Genomic DNA, 19,303 nt, shown 5'->3' with positions numbered 1-19,303 from the left:
AGGCGTTCGCACGACGCGTCGAACGGTCGGACCGTCCTCGCGGAGCACAGCTCTCCCCCACCCTCCGTCGGCCGGGCGGACCGCGCACGCCACGCGTGACGGGAGGGTTAACCGACCGGGCCGTCGGCACCGGCGCCGGCCGCCGTGGACACCGGCCGTTTCCGGCACACGGTCGTCCACGAGTCCTCGGTCGTCCACGAGTCCTCGGTCGTCCACGAGTGCTCTGCCCGTCACGAGCGCTCTGTCCTCCGGGAGCGCCCGGTCTTTCGCGACCGCCCGGGGACGCCCGCCGGGGACTACCGGTCCTCATCGCCGGGCGCCGTCCCCGGCCGGGCCGGCCTGCCGTGCAGGGCGGCCTTCGCGCTGTGGGGCGGCGTTCCGCTCGATGCCGCGGTCACCGGGGCGAGCGGCCTGTGGTCGTTCATGGGAACGGAGTAACCACGCGGGCCGGGGCCAATCACGTCACCTACCTGCACCGGGGGCGAGGCGACCGCGCGCGGGATGGCGGGGCGACCGCGCGCGGATGGCGGGGCGACCGCCGGGCGGCGGGAGCGTCGGCGTCCCGGCGCGCGTCGGCGTCCGCGCTGCGGCCGGCGCGGCACCGGGCGGGCGGCTCCGGCCGGTCCGGCGGCGCCCGTTCTGATGGACCGTCGGCGGGAGCGGCCGGCGGCGGAGTCCCGGCGCGGAGCAGCTCTCCGCCGTGCAGCGGAACGGTGTTCACCCACCTGAGCGCCTGGAGTGGTGGCGGTCCGGGTGCTGGCTGACGGTGGATCACGTCGGGGCCCGAGTCGGTTCAGCTGACGAGACGCCAGCTGCTCGGCCCTGGCGGAAGGACTCTCCCATGCGCTCTGCTCGCTTGCTCCTGGCAACCGCGGCCGCCTCGGCCACCCTCGCCCTCGCCGCCACCGGCGCCCACGCCACCGGCGACGAGGCCGAGCCCGACGGATCGTCCTACAGCCAGAACCAGGACGACACCTCGTCCGAGAAGAAGGACGAGGACACCTCCGGCTCCAAGGACGACACCTCCGGATCGAAGGACGAGGACTCCGACAAGAAGGACGACAACGGCTACGGCGACAAGGACGACCACGGCTACGGCAAGAAGGACCACGGCGGATACGGCAAGAAGGACCACGGCGACAAGCCCGACGGCGGCGTCCACACCGGCGGCGGCGCCCTCGCCCTCCTGAACGACGACTACTCCACCCCCGACCCCAAGCACGACCCCGAGTCCTACAAGGACAAGGACGGCGAGAGCAAGGACTCCTGGTCCAAGGACGAGGACAAGGAGAAGGGCTCCTGGAGCAAGGACGAGGACGAGGACAAGGACTCCTGGAGCAAGGACGAGGACAAGGACAAGGACTCCTACGGCGGCGGATACGACAAGCCCAACGGCGGAGTGCACACCGGCGGCGGCGCCCTCGCCGGCACCGACGTGACCGCGGGCGGCCTCGCCGCCCTCGCCCTCGCCGGCACCGGGCTCTACGCCGCCCGCCGCCGCAAGACCGCCGGCGGACCGGCCTGACCATGCCCGACGCGATAGCAGCCCGGGCCGCCACGACACATCCCCGTGGCGGCCCGGCCCGCGTTCACCGTCCGCCGTGCCGCCGTTTCGGCCCGGCCCCGTGCAACCATCGGGCGCGCCGGACTGTCTCACCTGACATCAGTCACTTGGACTCTTCGGGGGAGATCATGGTGCGCAGCAGAACCGTCGGGGCGATCGCCGCCCTCATGACCGCCGCACTGGGTGTGGCCGCCGTACCGGCGCAGGCCGCGCCGGCCGCCGCTTCGCAGGTCGCCGCCTGCCCCACCGGCTGGGGCAGCCTCGACAAGGCGTTCACCGCCTCCTCGGCGGAGTCGGTGCGGGACGTACGGACCGGCCGCCACGACTGTTACGACCGGCTGGTCGTCGACGTCCCCGGCGCGAACGCCGACGCCCTGGGCTTCTCCGTCGGCTACGTCGACCAGATCTACCAGGACGGTTCGGGCCACCCCGTCCCGGTCGGCGGCGGAGCGATCCTGGAGGTCCGGGTGCACGCGCCCGCCTACGACCCGCAGACCGGCGAGGCGACGTACCCCGCCACGTCGGGTCAGCCGCTGCCGGGCGTGGACCTCACCGGCTACGACACCTTCCGCGACGCCAGGTTCGTCGGCAGCTTCGAAGGGGACACACAGCTCGGACTGGGGGTGCGCGCCCGGCTGCCGTTCCGGGTGCTGCGCCTGGCGGACCACCTCGTCATCGACGTCGCCCACTCCTGGGGCAGCACCGGCTGACGGCGTGACGCTCGCCGGCCGGCGCCCGGAGAGGCACCCGCCGGCGGGCGGTCAGCCGCTGCCGGAGGCCGCGCGGGTCGCCGCGTAGAGCCGGCCGGAGGTGACGATCAGCTCCTTGCGCTCCGCCGCCGAACCGACCATCGGCGGCGAGCCGTGCAACGGCACCTGGGCGCTCTCGGGGAGGAACCGGACCGTCACCAGACCGATGACGCCGGCGGCCATCAGGTAGTAGGCGGGCATCATGTCGTCGCCGGTGACGTGGACCAGCGCCTCGGTGACCAGCGGGGTGGTGCCGCCGAACGCGGCGACGGCGAAGTTGAAGCCGATGCCCATGGCGGCGTAGCGGACGGCCGTCGGGAAGAGGGCCGGCAGCGTGGCGGCGCTCGGCGCGGCGAAGCAGGCCAGCAGGGTGGACAGGATCAGGACGCCGAGGACGGGCGGCCAGGTGCCGTCCGCCTTGATCAGGTGGAAGGACGGCACGGCGAGGACGATCATCGCGGCGGCCGCGGCACCGTACACCGGGCGGCGGCCGACACGGTCGCTGAGCCGGCCGATGAAGGTGATCAGCAGCACGATCCACACCATGCCCACCAGCACCAGTGTGTCGGCGGAGCCGCTCGAACGGTGCAGCGTCTCCGTCTGATAGGTCGGCAGGAACCCGGTGACCATGTAGTTGGTGACGTTGTAGAGGAGCACCAGTCCCGCGCACACCAGCAGGGCGCGCCAGTGGTTCTTGACGATGGTGCGCAGCTCGCTGCCCGCCGACGCCTGCGCCAGGCCCCGCTCGTGTGCGTCGAGCTGCTGCTGGAAGGCGGGGGACTCCTTCAGCTTCAGCCGCATGTACAGACCGATCACGCCCAGCGGGCCGGCGATCAGGAACGGGAGACGCCAGCCCCAGGCCAGCATCTGGTCGTCGGTGAGGGCGACGTTCAGCACGGTGACGAGGGCCGAGCCGAGGGCGTAGCCCACGAAGGTGCCGAAGTCGAGCCAGCTGGAGAGGAAACCGCGGCGGCGGTCGGGTGAGTACTCGGCGACGAAGGTCGTCGCCCCGCCGTACTCGCCGCCGGTGGAGAAGCCCTGCACCATGCGGGCGAGCAGGAGCAGGACGGGGGCGGCGATCCCGATCGTCGCGTAGCTGGGGATGAGGCCGATGGCGAAGGTGCCGACAGCCATCATGATCATGGTGGTGGCGAGCACCTTCTGGCGGCCGAGCCGGTCGCCGAGCGGTCCGAAGACGAGACCGCCGAGCGGGCGCACCACGAAGGCCGCGGCGAAGGTGGCGAACGAGGAGATCAGCTGGGCGGTCGGGGACGCTCCGGGGAAGAACACCTTGCCGATGGTGGCGGCCATGTAGCTGTAGACGCCGAAGTCGAACCACTCCATGCAGTTGCCGAGCGCCGAGGCGCCGACCGCGCGGCGCAGCAACGGGCGCTCCACGACCTGGACGTCGTCCTCGCGGAAGGCGCGCCTGTTCCGCCTCAGTCTGCGGAGCAGGTCCTTGCGTACGTGGTCGGGGAGATCCGCCGGGGTGTGCTGATCTCGCGGGCTGTGCGGCCTCGGGGAGCCTTCGGGCAGTACGTCGGCCACGGTAGCCAAGCGCCTTTCCTCGTCCGTGCGGCGCGCCGCGTGCGACGCGCCCTGTTCGATGTGCGCGCGGATTTTGCCCCGTATCGACACACTGGCGCACTGCGACGCCGCTTCCCGGAGCGGGTGATTTCACGCCCGAAGGTGTCCGACGTCACGGACGGACGGCGACGGGGCGGCGCAGACCTCCCCAGGCAGCGCCGCCCCGCTTCTCTCCGACGTCGTCCCGTCTGCCCCGGCCGGGGCACTTCACACCTGCCTCGCGCGTTCTCTTTCCGTACCGGCCGTACCGTGCCGGGGCGGTGAGACCGCTCGATGCGGGTACCGGGGTGGTTCACCGGCACTCCGTGAGAGGACGACGATGGGTGGGGCAAGTCAACTCCGGCGGCTCAGGACCGCCTACGCGACGGGTACGGCGCTGTGGGGCGCCTCACTGCTGCTGACGGTGGTCCAGGGCAGCGGATCGGCCCGGCAGACGGTGTTCCAGCTGCTGATCCTGGCGGCGCTGCTGAGCTTGCTGCTGTGGACGACGTGGCAGCTGTGGCACAGGGCGGAGGACGAGCGCGGGGGCGGCCGCGCGTGCACGGACACCGGCGCGGCCGGCGGCGGTCCGCCGCCCTCCCCGACCGTGCCGGCACCCTTCACCCGCGCCGCGTACGAGGAGGTCCGGCCCTCCTAGACCCGGCAGCCGCGACGCCCGGACGCCGCCCCGCCTGCGCCCGGCGGTCGCGACGCCCGGACGCCGGGCACGGGCGGGGCGGCGCGCCCGGCGTCATCCGCCCGCGCCGCCCTCAGCCTCCCAGCGCAGCAGGTCGCCCGGCTGGCATTCGAGCACTTCGCAGAGCGCGGCGAGCGTGGTGAAGCGCACCGCCTTGGCCCGGCCGTTCTTGAGCACCGCGAGGTTGGCCGGGGTGATCCCGACGCGCTCCGCCAGCTCGCCCACGGACATCTTGCGCTTGGCCAGCATCACGTCGATGTCGACGGCGATCGGCATCAGATCACCTCGGCGAGCTCGGCCTGCATCCGGGACGCCTCGACGTCGCGGGCGACGGCCTGCGCGAGCAGCATCCGCAGCACGAGCACGATGAGCGCGACCCCCAGGACCGCGAGGGACGCCCCGCACACGAGGAGCACCACGCCCGGGGCGACGGCCTCCCCCGGCGCCAGGACGACCGCCAGCGCGAACACGAGCAGCGCTGCCGCGACGAACGCGCCGGTCACGACGTCGACGTAGCGGAACGCGGCGTCGGAGAACACCGTGCCGCGCCGCACCATCGTCACCAGCCGCCACACGCAGACCAGGACGACCTCCAGGGCGAGGACACCCAGCACCACGATGACGAGGAGCGGAGTGCGCAGGTACGCCACGTCCGCCGCGAGCCCGTCCAGATCGACGGCCAGCAACAGCACCATCACCGCTTGCACGAACACCGAGCCGGCGAGCAGTACGCCGAGCACGGCGCGCAGCGCGAGCACCGTGAGCTTTCCCATAGCCCCTCCCATAATCGAGCAACGATGGGAATCTATCGATTGTCGATAGATGGAGCAAGTGAGGCGTCTCCCGGGTCGTCCACCGGGGTCGCGGCGCGTTACCCGGGGGAACCGGGTCGAAAGCCGCAAGCGTCCTCCGGAGCACTCCGGGTAGGCGCATGATGCGGGCGGGTGGTCGGTCCTGACCGGACCCGTCCGCACGGGCGCAGGAGTTGTCAGTCGACGCGGAGGGGGTCGGATGCTGCAGGTCGTCCACGACCAGGGGCCGGTAGTGATCGCCGATCTGCCCGCGGAGGTCGACTTCGACACCAGTCCGGCGATCTCCTCGGCCGGGCACCGTCTGCTGTCGGCCGGCTGCCGCTATCTGATCCTGAACGCGTCCTCCACCGAGACCCTGGACTCCAGCGGTGTGAGCACACTGCTCGGCTTCTGGCGTCGTCTCGACGCCGAGGGCGGCGCGCTCGTCCTGGCGGGACCGCCGGGGCATGTGCGGCGGATGCTGCAGATCCTCGGGATCGAGCAGTTCCTCGTCACGACGGAGACCCTGGCGGAGGCGACCGTCGCGGTTCGGGAACTCCAGCGGTCCTCCGGCCGCGGCACGCTCCCCCACCTGCCGTCCGCGGGGACCGCCTGACGCCCGAGGCCGGGGACGGAAGACGGAGGGTGCGGGCACCCCGTCCCGTCAGGGGACGCGCCGTATGCGCACCGGCCCTCCGCCCTCCTCCGACGGGTCGACGACGCGTCCGCCCCGCGTGATCTCGACGAGTCCCTCGGCCGCGAGGCGGCGGGCCGCCCTGCGGGTGGGCTCCATGAGTGCGCGCCAGTCCTCGCCGCCGCCCGGACGGACGGCCCGGGCCGCCTCCGACGGACAGATGGACGCCCCAGGCGCGCGCCGGGACAGCAGTTCGAGCATCGAACGGGCCAGCTCGGCCTCGACATCGGACACGGCCCCTCTCCCCTCTCCCTCGCGCGGACCGGGGGCCTCGGCGCCTGCCCGCGCACCGACGCCCTGCCACCACGGTCCGCCCGTACGACCCGCCGCGCACGTCGGGCAGCCGCCCGCGCACGCCGAGCACCCGCCCCGGGCCGCGGGCACCGCCGGCCGGAAGGTGACGGCCCGTTGACATGAGTGCGCCACTAAGGGGCATCCGGACGGTCAGGTGAAAGGCACGAAGAAGAGCGGACCGTCCGGACCGTTCGGACGGCACAGACGTCGACCGGGAGTTCCCCATGACGAGTTACGGCAGCCCCTCTGCCTCTTCCACCTCGCGCACGAACGGCCTGGCGATCGCGAGCCTCTGCTGCGGCATCGTCGGACTCTTCCTCCTGAGCATCGTCCTCGGCCCGCTGGCGATCGTCTTCGGCGCCGTCGCGCTCCGGCAGGCGGCGAAGAACGGCGCCGGAATGGCGAAGGCCGGCATCGCCCTGGGCGTCGTCGACGTGGTCCTCTGGGTGATCTTCCTCGCCGTCGCCGCCGGCAACGGCGGGGTCGGCTGGTACGTGGGCGGCTGACGCCGGGCGCCGCACGGACGATCGCGGGGCCGTACCGGGCGCGTCGCGCCCGGTACGGCCCCGTGTCGTGTCCGCCTCGGGTGCGGGTCCGCCCGCACGGGGGCCGCCGCCGGAGCGGCGGCCCGGCGGCGGCCACGGCGTCGGACGGGGACGGTCCCGACGCGCTTCGTTCGGCCGGTCCCGGCCGGGGAACCCGGTCTTTCGCGCGCACCACCGACCGGCAGGAGGCCGACGTGACGGACGAGCCGAACACCCGGGACGAGCGGAACACCCGGGACGAGCGGAACACCCGGGACGAGCCGAACACCCGGGACGAGCCGAACCCCCGGCAGGACCCGACCACGCAGCACCCGCGTCCCGACTTCCCGCAGCAGGACCAGCCGCATCCCGGCTGGACCGGCCCCATGGACCCGCCGCCGGACCACGGCGAGGAGTCCTACCGGGGTTCCGGCCGCCTGGAGGCCCGCAAGACGGTGATCACCGGCGGGGACTCGGGAATCGGCCGGGCGGTGGCGCTGGCCTTCGCCCGCGAGGGAGCCGATGTGCTCTTCACCCACCTCGGCGCGGAGGAGGACGACGCACGCGAGACGTCACGCCTGGTGGAGGAGGCCGGGCGCCAGGCGGTCGCCGTGTCGTGCGACATCCGTGAGGAGAGCGCCTGCCGGGCGCTGATCGACCGGGCCGTCGCCGAATTCGGCACCGTCGACGTCCTGGTGAACAACGCGGCGTACCAGATGGCACAGCCGGACGGCATCGAGGCCATCACGACCGAGCAGTTCGACCGGGTGATGAGGACGAACCTCTACGGCATGTTCTGGCTGACGAAGTTCGCCCTGCCGCACATTCCGGAGGGCGGGAGCATCATCAACACCACGTCCGTGCAGGCCTACAAGCCCAGCCCCCACCTGCTGGACTACGCGACGACGAAGGGCGCGATCGTCACGTTCACCCAGGGACTCGCCCAGATGGTCGCCGACCGGGGCATCCGCGTGAACGCGGTCGCGCCGGGACCGGTGTGGACACCGCTGATCCCCGCGACCATGCCCGACACCACCGAGTTCGGCAAGCAGAGCCCGCTGGGCCGGCCCGCGCAGCCGGCCGAGCTGGCGCCCGCCTACGTCTACCTCGCCTCCCAGGACGCGAGCTTCGTCACCGCGGAGATCCTCAACGCCACCGGCGGTACACCGCTGCCCTGAGCAGGGCGGCGGGCGTCGCGTCGCCCCGCCCGCCCTCGCGGCGGGCGGGTCACGGTCCGGCCCGGTCGCGTCCGTCCCCACGGCCCGAGAGGCGTGGGGACGGACGCTGCAAGGCATCGGCCGGCCCCGTCACGCCCCCTTGGCCAGCGGGTCGTGCCCCCAGTTCATCAGCGAGTGCCGCCAGCGCGAGTCCTCGACGTCCCCCGACGGCCGCTGTGCCGAGTGCCGCCGGATGTAACCGATCACCTTGCGCATATGGGCGTAGTCCTCGTCGGACAGGTCGCCCTTCTTCTTGCGGAGGATGGAGACGATCCTGCGGCCCGAGGCGTGCCCGGTGGACTCGCCGCCGTCCTTGTGCTGCCCCGCCTCCTGCGACGCGTCGGAGGCCAGCCACTTCTCCAGCTCGGACGGCGTCATGTTGACCAGCTCCCGGAAGTCGTCCCAGGTCTCACGCCGGTCGTCGTCGGACGGCACCGGGCCTCACTTCTTCTTCTTGAGCGCGGACGGCTTGTGCACGGCCGAGCGGCCGGACTTGTCGCTGCGGACCTCGTACTGGGGCTCCTCCGGGGACGCGTCCACCGTGCGGCCGGCGGCCTTCGTCCGCTTGGTGATCTTCTTCTCCACGGTGCCCGTGGTCTCGCTGCCGTGACTGCTCCAGGCGACCTCGTCGCCCTTGGCCGGCTCCTTCTTCGGATCCTTCTTCCGGGAACTGTCCTTCGCCATGGTCGAACTCCTCACGGGCTCCGGTGCGGCGCCCCCTGCGCACCACCCTGCGGCCTGCCCCTGCGGCCCGCACGTCGGGACGGGCACGTCGGTGGGAAGGGCACGTCGGGACCGGCACGACGGAACGGGCCTGGCGGGACTGGCCTGGCGAAACGGGCCTGGCGGAACGGGCGCGACGGCGGCCCCGCCGCTCGCCCGCCCGCCGCTCGCCCGCACCCTCGCCCGTACGCACGCCGGCGGTGCGGACGGCCGCGTACCACCGGGACACCGTCCGCACCGCCGGGGTGGGCCTACAGCGCCCGCTCCAAGCGGTCCGCCAGCAGCTGCACGAACCTCGCGGGCTCGGCCGGCCGGCCTCCCTCGGCCAGCAGCGCGAGGCCGTGCAGGAGCTCCACGCTCTCCGCGAGGGCGGTGCGGTCCTTGCCGTCCCTGAACGCCTCGTTGAGCCCCTTGACGAGGGTGTGGCCGGGGTTCAGCTCCAGGATGCGCCGGGTGCGGGGGACCTCCTGGCCCATCGCGCGGTACAGGTTCTCCAGCGCCGGAGTCAGGTCGTGCGTGTCGGAGACCAGGCAGGCCGGGGAGACGGTGAGGCGGGAGGACAGGCGTACCTCCTTGATCTCCTCGCCGAGCCGTTCCCTCATCCAGTCGAGCAGACCGGCGTACTCCTCGCCCCGCTTCTCACGGTCCTCCTCGGACGCCGTCTCCCCGTCGGGGTCGAGGTCGATCTCTCCCTTGACCACGGACCGCAGCTGCTTGCCCTCGTACTCGCCCACCGCGTCGGTCCACACCTCGTCGACCGGGTCGGTGAGCAGCAGGACCTCGATGCCCCTGGCCCGGAAGGCCTCCATGTGCGGCGAGTTCTCGATGCCCGTGCGGGACTCGCCGGTCATGTAGTAGATGGTGTCCTGGCCGTCCGCCATCCGCTCCACGTACTGCCGGAGCGTCGTCGGCTCGGTGTCGTGGTGCGTGGTGGCGAACGACGAGACGGCGAGGAGCGTGTCGCGGTTCTCCGTGTCGGTGACCAGTCCCTCCTTCAGGACGGCACCGAACTCCCGCCAGAACGTCGCGTACCGGTCGGGAGCCGCGGTCATCATGTCCTTGACCGAGGACAGGACCTTCTTCGCCAGCCGGCGGTGCATCAGCTGGATGTGCCGGTCCTGCTGGAGGATCTCGCGGGAGACGTTGAGCGAGAGGTCCTGGGCGTCCACGACACCCTTGACGAACCGCAGGTACGGCGGCAGCAGCGCCTCGCAGTCGTCCATGATGAAGACACGCCGGACGTACAGCTGGAGTCCCCGCTTGTGGCCCTGGGTGAACAGGTCGTGCGGGGCGTGCGCGGGGAGGAACAGCAGGGCCTGGTACTCGAAGGTGCCCTCCGCCTGGAGCCGGACGGTGTCCAGCGGGTCCGTCCAGTCGTGGCTGATGTGCTTGTAGAGCTCGTGGTACTCCTCGTCCCTCACCTCGTCGCGGGACCGGGCCCACAGGGCCTTCATGGAGTTCAGCGTCTCGGGCTCGGCCGGTGCGCCGCCGTGCTCGTCCCCGCCGTCCCCGTCGCCGCCGGCCGCCGCGGTGCGCTGCCGGGGGACCATCCGGACGGGCCAGGTGATGAAGTCGGAGTACCGCTTGACGATCTCCCGGATCTTCCACGGGGAGGTGTAGTCGTGGAGCTGGTTGTCGGGGTCGGCCGGCTTGAGGTGCAGGGTGATGGCGGTGCCCTGGGGGGCCTCGTCGACCGTCTCCAGGGTGTACGTGCCCTCACCGCGCGACGACCAGCGCGTGCCCCGGCTCTCACCGGCCCGCCGGGTCACCAGGACGATCTCGTCGGCCACCATGAACCCGGAGTAGAAGCCGACGCCGAACTGTCCGATGAGCCCCTCCGCGGCACCGGCGTCCTCGGCCTGCCGCAGCTCCTCCAGGAACGCGGCCGTGCCCGAGTTGGCGATCGTGCCGATGAGACGGGAGACCTCGTCGTACGACATCCCGATGCCGTTGTCCCGCACGGTGAGCGTGCGGGCGTCGCCGTCGGCCTCGATCTCGATGTGCAGGTCGGACACGTCGGCGTCCAGCGTGTCGTCCCGCAGGGACTCGAGGCGCAGCTTGTCCAACGCGTCGGACGCGTTGGAGACGAGCTCACGCAGGAAGACATCCTTGTTCGAGTAGATCGAGTGGATCATCAGCTGCAGGAGCTGACGGGCCTCCACCTGGAACTCAAACGTTTCGGTCGGCATGTTCGCGACTACCTCTCCGTCCCTTGGCGACGTCCGGAACTGACGGACGGCAGCACTGTAAAACAGCCGGTCACCGCATCCGCACGAATCCGGACGGATGCGGTGGCCGAAGGACGGACGCCCCGGTCACGCGGCGCGGTCCCGGGGGGCGCGGTCCCGGGGGCGCGCCGCCCGCGCCGACGTCGTGGACGCACGGGTGGACCTGACCCGGTAGGTGGTCTTCGACGGGTCGTGGACGGGCTCGCTGAGCGTGATGCGGCCGGTGGCGCGCAACTGCTCGCACGCGTCGGTCGGCAGGGCGACGTAACAGCCGCCGCGGCCGGTGTCGGAGTCGACCGGCCGCCAGTAGCTGTACCGCCGGCGTCCGCTCGCGTACTCGGTCGCGAACACGGCGGTGCGGGTGTCGGAGAGCACCCGCATGACCTCCGCCTCGGGCGTGCGGAGGGAGGCCGAGGAACGCGCCGGGTACGGAGCGGGGGCGTCCGCCGTGAAGGTCCGGGTCACGGCCGGCCGGCCCGCGACACCTCCGGGCTGACGGTCCGGTGGTGTGCGGGGAGCGAGGAACCGCCCCGCGGGGCGGGCGGGTTCGCGGCGGCGCTGAAGCGAGCAGGCGGCGCGCTGGGCGTCGACGGTGCCGGAGTGGAGGGGCTGGACCTGATCGAGGGTGAGCGGCATCGGTTGGCCTTTCCGGGAACGGGGACTCGACACCGCTTACCCGTTCGGGCCGGTGTTGATCTCTCTCCTGCCATTCTTGTGCACACCGGTGACAATGGCTATGCCCAACTTGCCAGTTGTCCGTACTCGCTCGATCCCGACTTGCCAGTTGTCCGTACTCGCTTGATCCCGCTGTACTCGCTCGATCCCGCCGGACCCGCTCGGTCCTCACGGGACCGCGTGCGCTCCTCGCCCGCCCGGTCCGGCGGATGCGCCGGCGGGGCCCGCCCGTCACGCCCCGCCGGTGAGGACGTACGACGCCGGCCCCGGCTCGGGCGTTCGGGACGAGGGCGAGGTCACCGGGGTCGACGCGCAGGTGGCCGGCGGGGGCGGCCCGGACGGCGGCGACGCGTTCGGGGAGGTCCGCGAACCACTCGACCGGTGCGGGTTCCGGTCTCGGTCACGTCGCTCTTGACCAGGACGGCGCGACGGCCCGGCGGCCCTGACGCGCGGTCACGACAGCGAGTCGGCGGCGGCGCGCCCTCCCACCCCGGTGCGGGCCTGCCGTGGGGACGGCATGTCGTCCGGGCCGGCACGGGACGCGCGACCTGCCGTGGGGACCGCATGTCGTCCGGGCCGGCACGGGACGCGCGTCACAGGTCTGCCGGCGCGCGGACGGGGCATCCGGGCACCGACCGCATCCGACCGTGAAGGAGCTGCGCCGATGACGAAGAACCTGACCCCCAAGTACACCGTCCCGGGCATCGAGCGGGAGGCGGCCGGCCGGCTCATCGGCGTGCTGCGGCTGCGCCTGCACGCCCTGAACGACCTGCACCTCACGCTGAAGCACGTGCACTGGAACGTGGTGGGCCCCCACTTCATCGCCGTGCACGAGATGGTCGACCCCCAGGTGGACCGCGTCCGCGACATGGCGGACGACGTGGCGGAGCGCATCGCCGCGCTGGGCGGGGTCGCCCAGGGCACGCCCGGCGCCCTGGTGGAGGAGCGGACCTGGCAGGACTACTCCATCGGCCGGGACGGCGCGATCGCGCACCTCGGCGCCCTGGACCTCGTCTACACGGGCCTCATCGAGGGCGTCCGGGACGCGATCAAGGAGGTCGGGGAGATCGACCCCGCGACCGAGGACCTGCTGATCGAGCAGCTCAGGGACCTGGAGCAGTTCCAGTGGTTCGTCCGGGCCCACCTCGAGAGCAGCAGCGGCACCCTGGTGACGGCCGACGCCGACACCGAGAAGGAGGCGGCCGCGCGGGGCGCCGAGCTCGGCTGAGGGGACACGTGGTCCGCCGCCCGGCCGGAGCCCGCAGGGGTGCGGGGTGCGTGCGTGGGCCGTGCGTGCGCTCCCCCGGGCGCTGCCGCCCGCCCCTTTCCGGCCGGGTCGTACGGCTTCACCCCGCTTCCGGGGGGTAGACGCTGCCTCGGCGGCATCGATCGGGAAGGGGAACACCGTGGACGGATCAGCGGTACGGGCCGTGGGCTGGGCCCGCACACTGCCGATGAACAGTACCGTCAAGGAGGCTCGCGACTGGGCCCGCCGGCATCTCGACACCCTGGGCTGGAGCAGCAGCGACCCGGAGACGGTGGACGCCGTTCTGCTCACCGTCTCCGAGCTGGTCACCAACGCTCACCGGCACGCGCGCAGCAGCGCTCAGCTGGTCCTGGCCTGGGACAGCCGCTGCCTGCACATCTCCGTCCACGACGCGTCGGCCGACCTGCCGACCCCGCGTGCGCCCAGCACGGAGAGCATCGGCGGGCGCGGCATGCTGCTCGTCGACGCGCTGGCCGACAGCTGGGAGACCCGTCCCTGCCCGCACGGCAAGACGGTCACCGCGTGCTTCCGGCCGTCGTCCGCCGCGTCCTGACCCGGGGGTCCGCAGCCGCCGGGTCAGGTCGCGGGGGCGGTGCCCGGCTCGTCTGCGTGCCGCCCGGTGAGCGGCGGTGAGGAGTCGCGGGACCGGCCGGTGAGGTGGTCGGCGGTACCGGTGACGTCCAGCATGCGCACGAGGTGGGCGGGCCGGTTGTCGAGGTGCAGGGCGATCCCCGCCGGCTGGGTGCGCCGGCGGAGCATGAGCAGCGCGGACAGCCCCATGGAGTCGAGCACGGTCAGCGCCGCGCAGTCCAGGTGCAGGTCACGCGGTGCGGCTCCGTGCTCCCGGGCGTGCTCGTCGAGGGCGCTCGTCACCAGGGCGAGGAAGAAGTCGCTGGTGTCGTAGTCGAGTTCACCGCCGATCGCCACGGTGAGGGCGCCCGGGCGGGAGGTCCGCGTGGTGACGTGGAAGGAGGGGTGCGTGCTCATGCGGGTGTTCCTGTGCCGGGGACCGAGGGAGAGGAAGGGTCGTCGAGGGTGGCGGCCGTCTCCTTCAGGGAACTCTGGGCGCGCGGGAAGTCGTGCAGGTGTCCGGCGAGCACGGTCAGTCCGAGACGCAGCGCGTCGGCGGGCACCCGGCGGACGGTGAGGATGCCGGCCGTCCAGGCGACGAACCTGCCGAAGATGTCCGGATCGTCGAAGTACAGCGCGGTGGCCAGGAAGTCGAGGATGTGGCAGAGGTCCTCGGCGGTGCGCTCGTGCTGGGCGGGGGTGTACGACCGCATGGCCGGGTACTGCTCCTCCAGGTCGTGCAGCACTTGTTTGACCAGGGACGGCCGGTTGCGGGTGACGAACGTGTACTCCTGGTCGGCCAGATGGGGCAGGTCGTCGATCTGGTGCCGTGGCACGGAGGCCTGCCGTGCCTCGATGCCGGCGTCGAGCAGGTCGGCGGCGTCCCTGGCGTCCCGTGCCCAGGCGTCGGCGCGCACGGCGCGGGCCTGACGGCCGTCGGGGCCGAACGCGGCACCGCCCACCAGGACGGGTCGCCCTGTCGACTGACAGGCGGTCAGCGCCGCGTGGGCGGTGGGCAGGTGGGTGGGGATCGACGCCGACAGCAGGACGGCCTCGGGTCCGGTGGCGTGCAGATGGGCGATCAGGTGGGGCGTCGGTACGTGCGCGCCGAGGAAGTCCACGTGCCAGCCGCGGCCCCTGAGGGTCTCCGCCACCAGACGGGCCGGCAGGGCGTGCCACTCCCCGTCCACGCACGCCACCGTCACCCGGGGTCTCTTCCCCGACGGCGGCGACGCGCGCCGGGCGAGCGCCGCCACGGCGCGGTCGTTGATGGCGGTGGCCACGTGTTCGTCGGCCACGGTGATCCGGCCGGCCGCCCATTCCTCGCCCACCCGCCGTTGTACGGCCGCGATGACGTCGAGGAGCAGGCTCTCGGCGGGCCACCCGTCCCGCGCGGCCGCGCTCACCACGTCGATCGCGCCTGTCTCGTCGGCGTCCAGAGCCGCCGCCCACAGCCGGTCCCGCAGCCGGGACACCTGGTGGTCGGCCGTTCGGCCACCTGTCATGCGCCGTCCTTTCCGCTCCCGCCGTGTGCGGCGGCTGTCCGGGTGCGTCCGTCGACGAGGTGGAGCGGGCCCCGGCCGCTCGTCGGGTTGGTGATGGCGAGGGTGGCCATGTCGTCGTGCCGGCCCGGGCCGAGCCACTGGGCGACGAGCAGCTGGACGCGTTCGACCACGGCCTCCGCGGGCATCCGCGCGCAGGCGGCGAGCGCCTCGCGCAGGCGGCGTTCGCCGTAGAGCTGGTCGCCGAGGGGGCCGCCACGGGCCTCGGTGATGCCGTCGGTGTAGAGCAGGCACGTCTCGCCGGGGGCCAGTACGGCGCGTGCGGTGCGGGCGCGTGCCTGGGGGATGGCGCCGATCAGCTGGCCGGAGGTGTCGGCCTCCTCCACCTGTCCGTGCCGTCGCACGATCAGCGGCGGCAGGTGGCCGGCGCTGGTCAGCCGCAGGTGGACCTGTCCGGCACGGCGCCGGGCGGAGGCGAGGACCAGGGTGGCGAACCGGGTGTGGTGGGAGTTCAGCAGGGCGTCGTTGAGCAGGGTGAGGACCTGCTGGTGGTCGCCGGAGAGCGGCAGCAGGGCCTGGAGGACGCTGCGGATCTTGCCGGTGAGCACGGCGGCCTCCAGGCCCTTGCCGGCGACGTCGCCCAGGACGACGAACGTCTCCTGCGAGGGGTCCGTGCCGGGGTGGACGTCGTAGAAGTCGCCGCCGACGCGTTCGTGGTCGCCTGCGGCGCGGTAGCGGCCGGCGTAGCCCACTCCGTTGACGTGCCGCAGCGTCGGCGGGAGCAGTTCGCGCATCAGCACCGCGGTGATGGTGGACTGTTCGGCGTAGAGGCGGGCCGCGGAGAGGGCGGCTCCCGCGCGGGCTGCGAACAGGCGCGCGAAGATCTCCTCGCCCTCGTCGAACGCCCGTTGGCTGCTGGACCGCAGCAGGACGAGGGCGCCGGCCGGGACTCCGTGCCCGGGCAGCGGGGTGACGATGACGGAGCCGATGGGACCGGTGAAGCCGGGCGGGATCGCCCAGTCGGGGATGTCGTCGGGGCTGATCCAGCGGGCCGGTACGGGCGGGAATCCCTGGATCGCCTCGGTCAGTCCCGGCACCTCCCCGGTGTCGATCAGCCGCATCGTCTGGATGACGGGGCCGCCGCTCTGGGCGTACGTCAGCGGGTGGTGACGTCCCTGGGCCGGGGCGACGATGACGGCGGCGTCCGCGATGTGACGGGCGGCCATGCGGGCGGTCACCTCGAGACAGTGGTCGACGTTCAGGGACGACAGGAGGGCGCTGGAGACCTCGGCGAGGACGGCGGCCCGTTCCTGGGAGTCCTTGAGGGCCTGCTCGGTGTGCCGGAGCTCGGTGTCCTCCACCAGCCACCACACCACGTCGCCGTGTACGCCGGGGCCGCGGGTGGGATGGGCCTGGAAGGTGCGCCCGGTGATCGCGCCCGACGCGGGGCGCGGGGACCGGCCGTCCGTGCCGGACCGGCCCAGTCGGTGGTGCGCGTCGGACAGCCAGCGCGGGGCGGTCCGCTCGAACCAGTCACCCCCGGACGCGTCGGGGAAGAGGGTGCGTGCGGCTTCGTTGATCTCGACGACGCCCCCGTCGCGGCCCACGACGAGGACCGGGTAGGGAGCGCTATTCCACGACGCGCCGACGCTCGCGGCGCCGCCGTGCGGACGGGCAGGGGGGCCAGGCGAAGGAATCACAAGCAGGGGAACGCATGGTGCGCACCCCACCCCCTCTCTACAGCTCGAAACTGTTGACGTTCGACAACCGTCTCGCACTCGGTGCGGCCCGCGCAACCTCGTGACGGGTTGTACACGAATCCGCCACGCTTCCCGGTGCGCCACGCTCCTCCCCCGGCGGCGGTCGTGCACGGGCGGGGCGTCCCGACGGCAGGGCCTGCTCACCGGCCCTGACCGCGCCCTTGCCGAGGGACCTGTCCGCGGGACCGCTCCGCCCCGTCGGCGGGCCGGCCCCTCTCGGCCTCGGTCCGTGTCCGGGCGGCGTGAGCGGGGGCGGGACCCGACGTCCGGGGGCCCGACGCCCGGGGAGCGGGTGTGCGATGGCCCGACGGCCGGGGACCCGACGTGCGGGTGTCCGACGTGCGGGTGTCCGGCGTCCAAGGGTCCGGCGCCCGGTCACCGGCGGCCCGGCGGGTTCCCGGGGCCGGTTCCGACGCGCCGTCGTCGGCCCGTTCGCCGCCCGACGGAGCGGAGGTACGGCTCGCCGGAACGGCGGGCCCGGCCGGAACGGTCTGGGCAGCCGGAACGGGCTCGCGGGCCGCCGCGGCGCTGTCGGTACCGGCGCCGGCGTCGGCGTCGCGGTCGGGCAGGTCACCGACGGCGGCGGAACCGGAGAGGGAGACGCCCAGCAGGGCGGCGAGCAGCGCGGCGCCGGCGGTCGCCGGCCTGCGCCGGCCCGGCCGCCGGGCGGCGGGGCCCCGGCGACCGGCACCGGTCGCCCGCGCGGTCCGGCCGAAGCGGGAGCGGAACGCGGTGGCGGCACGCTCCCCCACCCGCCGGCCGCCCCGGTGCTGCCCCGTCGGGCGCCCGGCGGGTGTCGCGGCCGCCTCCAGGGCCGTCAACGCCCGGGCGCACGTGAGGGCGTCGGGGCGGCCGCAGGTGTCGAAGGCGGTCATGGCCTCCAGCAGACCGGCCAGACCGGCCAGTTCCCCGTCGAGGCCGGCGGGGACGGCCGGCCGTCGGTGGAGCCGGGCCATCGCCGCCTCCAAGGGGACACCGGGGTACTCCAGTTCGCCCTTGAGGCACTCCAGCAGCGTCAGTCCGAGGGCGTACACGTCCACGGCGGGGCCCGTCCCGTCGCCGGTGACCTGTTCGGGGGCCAGGTACGCCGCCGTGCCCACCAGCACTCCGGTCGCGGTGCGGGCGCTGTCGTCGATCCGCCGGGAGATGCCGAAGTCCGTCAGGTGCGGGGCTTCCTGCTCGTCGAGAAGGATGTTGGACGGCTTGACGTCGCGGTGCACCACTCCGGCGGCGTGTACGTGCGCGAGCGCCGTCGCCAGGTCCGCGCCGAGGGCGCACACGGCGGCGGGGGTCAGCGGTCCGGCGGCGATGCGGGCGCGCAGGGTGGAGCCCCGGACGAGCTGCATGACGAGGAAGGGCAGGTTCTCGTCGCGCCCGACGTCGTAGACGGTGACGAGTCCGGGGTGGTGGAGCCGGGCCAGCAGCAGAGCCTCATCGCTGAATCGTTCCTCTGCCTGTTCCTCGCCGCCCCTCAGCAGCTTCACCGCCACCGGGCGCCCGAGCCGCAGGTCGAACGCCTCGTGGACGTCGGCGGCACCGCCCCGGCCGAGCGGGGCGTCCAACCGGTAACGGCCCGCCAGGACGCGTCCGCCTAGGGAGTCCGGCACTGAAGGCCATGGGCGTACCGGCATGTGTTCCCCCAAAGGGACGGGTGTGCGCGGGCGTGAACGGCCGCGGATGGATGCGGCGGATCGGCGGATTCGGCGAGGCGGCGGGCGGGTCCGGGAGCGGTGACGCCCACCGCTCGTGCGGTGCGGGGCGTCGTCGGGCCGCGCCCGCCCGCCATGAGGCCTCGGGTACCCGCCTCCCCGGCCATCACGCCCGGTCGGCCGGGGCTCGGGCCGGGGCTGCCCGGGGTTGCGGACGTCGGGCCGGGCGCTGCCTACCCGGGCACATGGATGACCGGGCGCACGGCTGTCCGAGCGCATGGGTGACCGGGCGCACGGCTGTCCGGGCGCGTGGGTGACCGGGTGCACGTGCAACCTGGTGCACGTGTGTCCGCGTCCCGCGTGTCAGGGGCCGGTGGCCGCCCGGCTCGTGCGGGCGGCCACCGGCCCCTGATACGGCGTCATCCCGGTGGCGTGTCCGGTCCGCGGGTCAGCGCCGGCCCCGCAGCCTGCCCAGCAGCCGCTGGGCCTGGGCCCGGCGGCGCGGGTCGGCGGAGGCGCGGCGCACCTGCTCCACCGCACGACGCCCCTGCGGGCTCCTGCTGAACTGCTTGATCTTCTCCAACATCCCTGGCACGGCTGCCTCCTGGAACGGTCGACGGCGAGGCCGGTTCGGCAAGGCCTGTGTACCGACGCGTCTACCCCGGTCCCGTCACCTCATCCCTGCGGGCGCCGACGCCCCTCCGGCGTGACGACTCCGGTACGACGACTCCAGTGCGTCGACTCCAGTGCGTCGGCTCCAGTGCGTCGGCTCCTATGCGGCGGCTCCGGTGTGACGGCGTGCCAGGAAGCGCGTCCGGGGGTGTGGGGTGGCC

At 73.3% G+C, this 19,303-nt stretch carries 22 protein-coding genes; 8 read left to right on the top strand and 14 right to left on the bottom strand.

The window, feature by feature from the left end; all coding sequences use genetic code 11:
• Positions 1-296: 296 nt before the first annotated feature.
• Positions 297-425, bottom strand: coding sequence for a hypothetical protein (locus tag ACIP67_RS01865; protein ID WP_401685839.1), 129 nt, complete (start codon positions 423-425; stop codon positions 297-299).
• 416 nt (positions 426-841) lie between these two features.
• On the opposite strand from ACIP67_RS01865, the gene ACIP67_RS01860 reads away from it, so the two are divergent.
• Positions 842-1,525 carry a hypothetical protein gene (locus ACIP67_RS01860; protein WP_401685836.1) on the top strand — a complete coding sequence of 228 codons (684 nt, stop codon included), beginning with the start codon at positions 842-844 and terminating at the stop codon, positions 1,523-1,525.
• A 167-nt stretch (positions 1,526-1,692) separates the two neighbouring features.
• The gene (locus ACIP67_RS01855; RefSeq protein WP_401685833.1) at positions 1,693-2,274 is read left to right on the top strand and encodes a hypothetical protein; all 582 of its coding nucleotides are present in this window, start codon (positions 1,693-1,695) and stop codon (positions 2,272-2,274) included.
• A gap of 51 nt (positions 2,275-2,325) precedes the next feature.
• On the opposite strand, the gene ACIP67_RS01850 is transcribed toward ACIP67_RS01855, so the two are convergent.
• Positions 2,326-3,861, bottom strand: a complete 1,536-nt coding sequence (locus ACIP67_RS01850; RefSeq protein ID WP_401686770.1) for an MFS transporter — start codon at positions 3,859-3,861, stop codon at positions 2,326-2,328.
• A gap of 358 nt (positions 3,862-4,219) precedes the next feature.
• On the opposite strand from ACIP67_RS01850, the gene ACIP67_RS01845 reads away from it, so the two are divergent.
• Entirely contained in the window at positions 4,220-4,537 is a 318-nt protein-coding gene (locus ACIP67_RS01845) for a hypothetical protein (RefSeq protein WP_401685830.1), read from the top strand.
• A 93-nt stretch (positions 4,538-4,630) separates the two neighbouring features.
• Here the strand turns inward: ACIP67_RS01845 and ACIP67_RS01840 are convergent, their stop codons facing one another.
• Together ACIP67_RS01840 and ACIP67_RS01835 are read right to left on the bottom strand one after the other, a co-directional pair.
• Positions 4,631-4,852 (bottom strand): helix-turn-helix domain-containing protein, encoded by a 222-nt coding sequence (locus ACIP67_RS01840; RefSeq protein WP_401685827.1) that lies wholly within the window; start codon positions 4,850-4,852, stop codon positions 4,631-4,633.
• The gene (locus ACIP67_RS01835) at positions 4,852-5,349 is read right to left on the bottom strand and encodes a DUF2975 domain-containing protein (RefSeq protein ID WP_401685824.1); all 498 of its coding nucleotides are present in this window, start codon (positions 5,347-5,349) and stop codon (positions 4,852-4,854) included. The genes ACIP67_RS01840 and ACIP67_RS01835 overlap by 1 nt, the downstream gene beginning before the upstream one ends.
• 238 nt (positions 5,350-5,587) lie before the next feature.
• Here ACIP67_RS01835 and ACIP67_RS01830 point away from each other — a divergent pair, with 238 nt between their 5' ends.
• The gene (locus ACIP67_RS01830) at positions 5,588-5,983 is read left to right on the top strand and encodes an STAS domain-containing protein (protein WP_401685821.1); all 396 of its coding nucleotides are present in this window, start codon (positions 5,588-5,590) and stop codon (positions 5,981-5,983) included.
• Between the two features lie 48 nt (positions 5,984-6,031).
• Here the strand turns inward: ACIP67_RS01830 and ACIP67_RS01825 are convergent, their stop codons facing one another.
• A complete protein-coding gene (locus tag ACIP67_RS01825; RefSeq protein WP_401685818.1) occupies positions 6,032-6,295 on the bottom strand; it encodes a DUF3253 domain-containing protein in 264 nt (87 codons plus the stop codon).
• Positions 6,296-6,579: 284 nt separating this feature from the next.
• Here ACIP67_RS01825 and ACIP67_RS01820 point away from each other — a divergent pair, with 284 nt between their 5' ends.
• Both ACIP67_RS01820 and ACIP67_RS01815 read left to right on the top strand, forming a co-directional pair.
• Positions 6,580-6,861: a DUF4190 domain-containing protein gene (locus ACIP67_RS01820; RefSeq protein WP_401685815.1), complete on the top strand. Its 282-nt coding sequence runs from the start codon at positions 6,580-6,582 to the stop codon at positions 6,859-6,861.
• A 233-nt stretch (positions 6,862-7,094) separates the two neighbouring features.
• Positions 7,095-8,057: an SDR family oxidoreductase gene (locus ACIP67_RS01815; RefSeq protein ID WP_401685812.1), complete on the top strand. Its 963-nt coding sequence runs from the start codon at positions 7,095-7,097 to the stop codon at positions 8,055-8,057.
• 129 nt (positions 8,058-8,186) lie between these two features.
• On the opposite strand, the gene ACIP67_RS01810 is transcribed toward ACIP67_RS01815, so the two are convergent.
• From ACIP67_RS01810 to ACIP67_RS01795, 4 genes are all read right to left on the bottom strand, one after another.
• Entirely contained in the window at positions 8,187-8,531 is a 345-nt protein-coding gene (locus ACIP67_RS01810; RefSeq protein ID WP_401685809.1) for a DUF3140 domain-containing protein, read from the bottom strand.
• 6 nt (positions 8,532-8,537) lie between these two features.
• Positions 8,538-8,780, bottom strand: coding sequence for a DUF2945 domain-containing protein (locus ACIP67_RS01805; RefSeq protein ID WP_401685807.1), 243 nt, complete (start codon positions 8,778-8,780; stop codon positions 8,538-8,540).
• Between the two features lie 290 nt (positions 8,781-9,070).
• Entirely contained in the window at positions 9,071-11,008 is a 1,938-nt protein-coding gene (gene htpG, locus ACIP67_RS01800; protein ID WP_401685804.1) for a molecular chaperone HtpG, read from the bottom strand.
• Between the two features lie 126 nt (positions 11,009-11,134).
• Positions 11,135-11,683, bottom strand: a complete 549-nt coding sequence (locus tag ACIP67_RS01795; protein WP_401685801.1) for a hypothetical protein — start codon at positions 11,681-11,683, stop codon at positions 11,135-11,137.
• Positions 11,684-12,386: 703 nt separating this feature from the next.
• Between ACIP67_RS01795 and ACIP67_RS01790 the strand changes: the two genes are divergently transcribed.
• The gene (locus tag ACIP67_RS01790; RefSeq protein WP_401685799.1) at positions 12,387-12,950 is read left to right on the top strand and encodes a Dps family protein; all 564 of its coding nucleotides are present in this window, start codon (positions 12,387-12,389) and stop codon (positions 12,948-12,950) included.
• A 226-nt stretch (positions 12,951-13,176) separates the two neighbouring features.
• A complete protein-coding gene (locus ACIP67_RS01785) occupies positions 13,177-13,542 on the top strand; it encodes an ATP-binding protein (RefSeq protein WP_401685796.1) in 366 nt (121 codons plus the stop codon).
• Between the two features lie 23 nt (positions 13,543-13,565).
• On the opposite strand, the gene ACIP67_RS01780 is transcribed toward ACIP67_RS01785, so the two are convergent.
• The 5 genes from ACIP67_RS01780 to ACIP67_RS01760 all read right to left on the bottom strand — a co-directional run bounded on the left by ACIP67_RS01780 (position 13,566) and on the right by ACIP67_RS01760 (position 19,065).
• Positions 13,566-13,976, bottom strand: a complete 411-nt coding sequence (locus ACIP67_RS01780) for an STAS domain-containing protein (protein WP_401685794.1) — start codon at positions 13,974-13,976, stop codon at positions 13,566-13,568.
• Positions 13,973-15,064 carry a B12-binding domain-containing protein gene (locus ACIP67_RS01775; RefSeq protein WP_401685791.1) on the bottom strand — a complete coding sequence of 364 codons (1,092 nt, stop codon included), beginning with the start codon at positions 15,062-15,064 and terminating at the stop codon, positions 13,973-13,975. Before ACIP67_RS01775 ends, ACIP67_RS01780 begins: the two co-directional genes overlap by 4 nt.
• Positions 15,061-16,668 (bottom strand): PP2C family protein-serine/threonine phosphatase, encoded by a 1,608-nt coding sequence (locus tag ACIP67_RS01770; RefSeq protein ID WP_401685788.1) that lies wholly within the window; start codon positions 16,666-16,668, stop codon positions 15,061-15,063. The genes ACIP67_RS01775 and ACIP67_RS01770 overlap by 4 nt, the downstream gene beginning before the upstream one ends.
• Positions 16,669-16,961: 293 nt before the next feature.
• Positions 16,962-18,428 carry a protein kinase gene (locus ACIP67_RS01765; RefSeq protein ID WP_401685785.1) on the bottom strand — a complete coding sequence of 489 codons (1,467 nt, stop codon included), beginning with the start codon at positions 18,426-18,428 and terminating at the stop codon, positions 16,962-16,964.
• A gap of 490 nt (positions 18,429-18,918) precedes the next feature.
• Complete coding sequence (locus ACIP67_RS01760; RefSeq protein WP_389523183.1) at positions 18,919-19,065, bottom strand: hypothetical protein; 147 nt, start codon at positions 19,063-19,065, stop codon at positions 18,919-18,921.
• Positions 19,066-19,303: the final 238 nt, after the last annotated feature.

This window comes from Streptomyces sp. NPDC088812, assembly GCF_044750285.1.
Lineage (GTDB): Bacteria > Actinomycetota > Actinomycetes > Streptomycetales > Streptomycetaceae > Streptomyces.
Note: the sequence above shows the minus strand (reverse complement) of the source record. Positions and strands in the feature narration are given on the sequence as shown.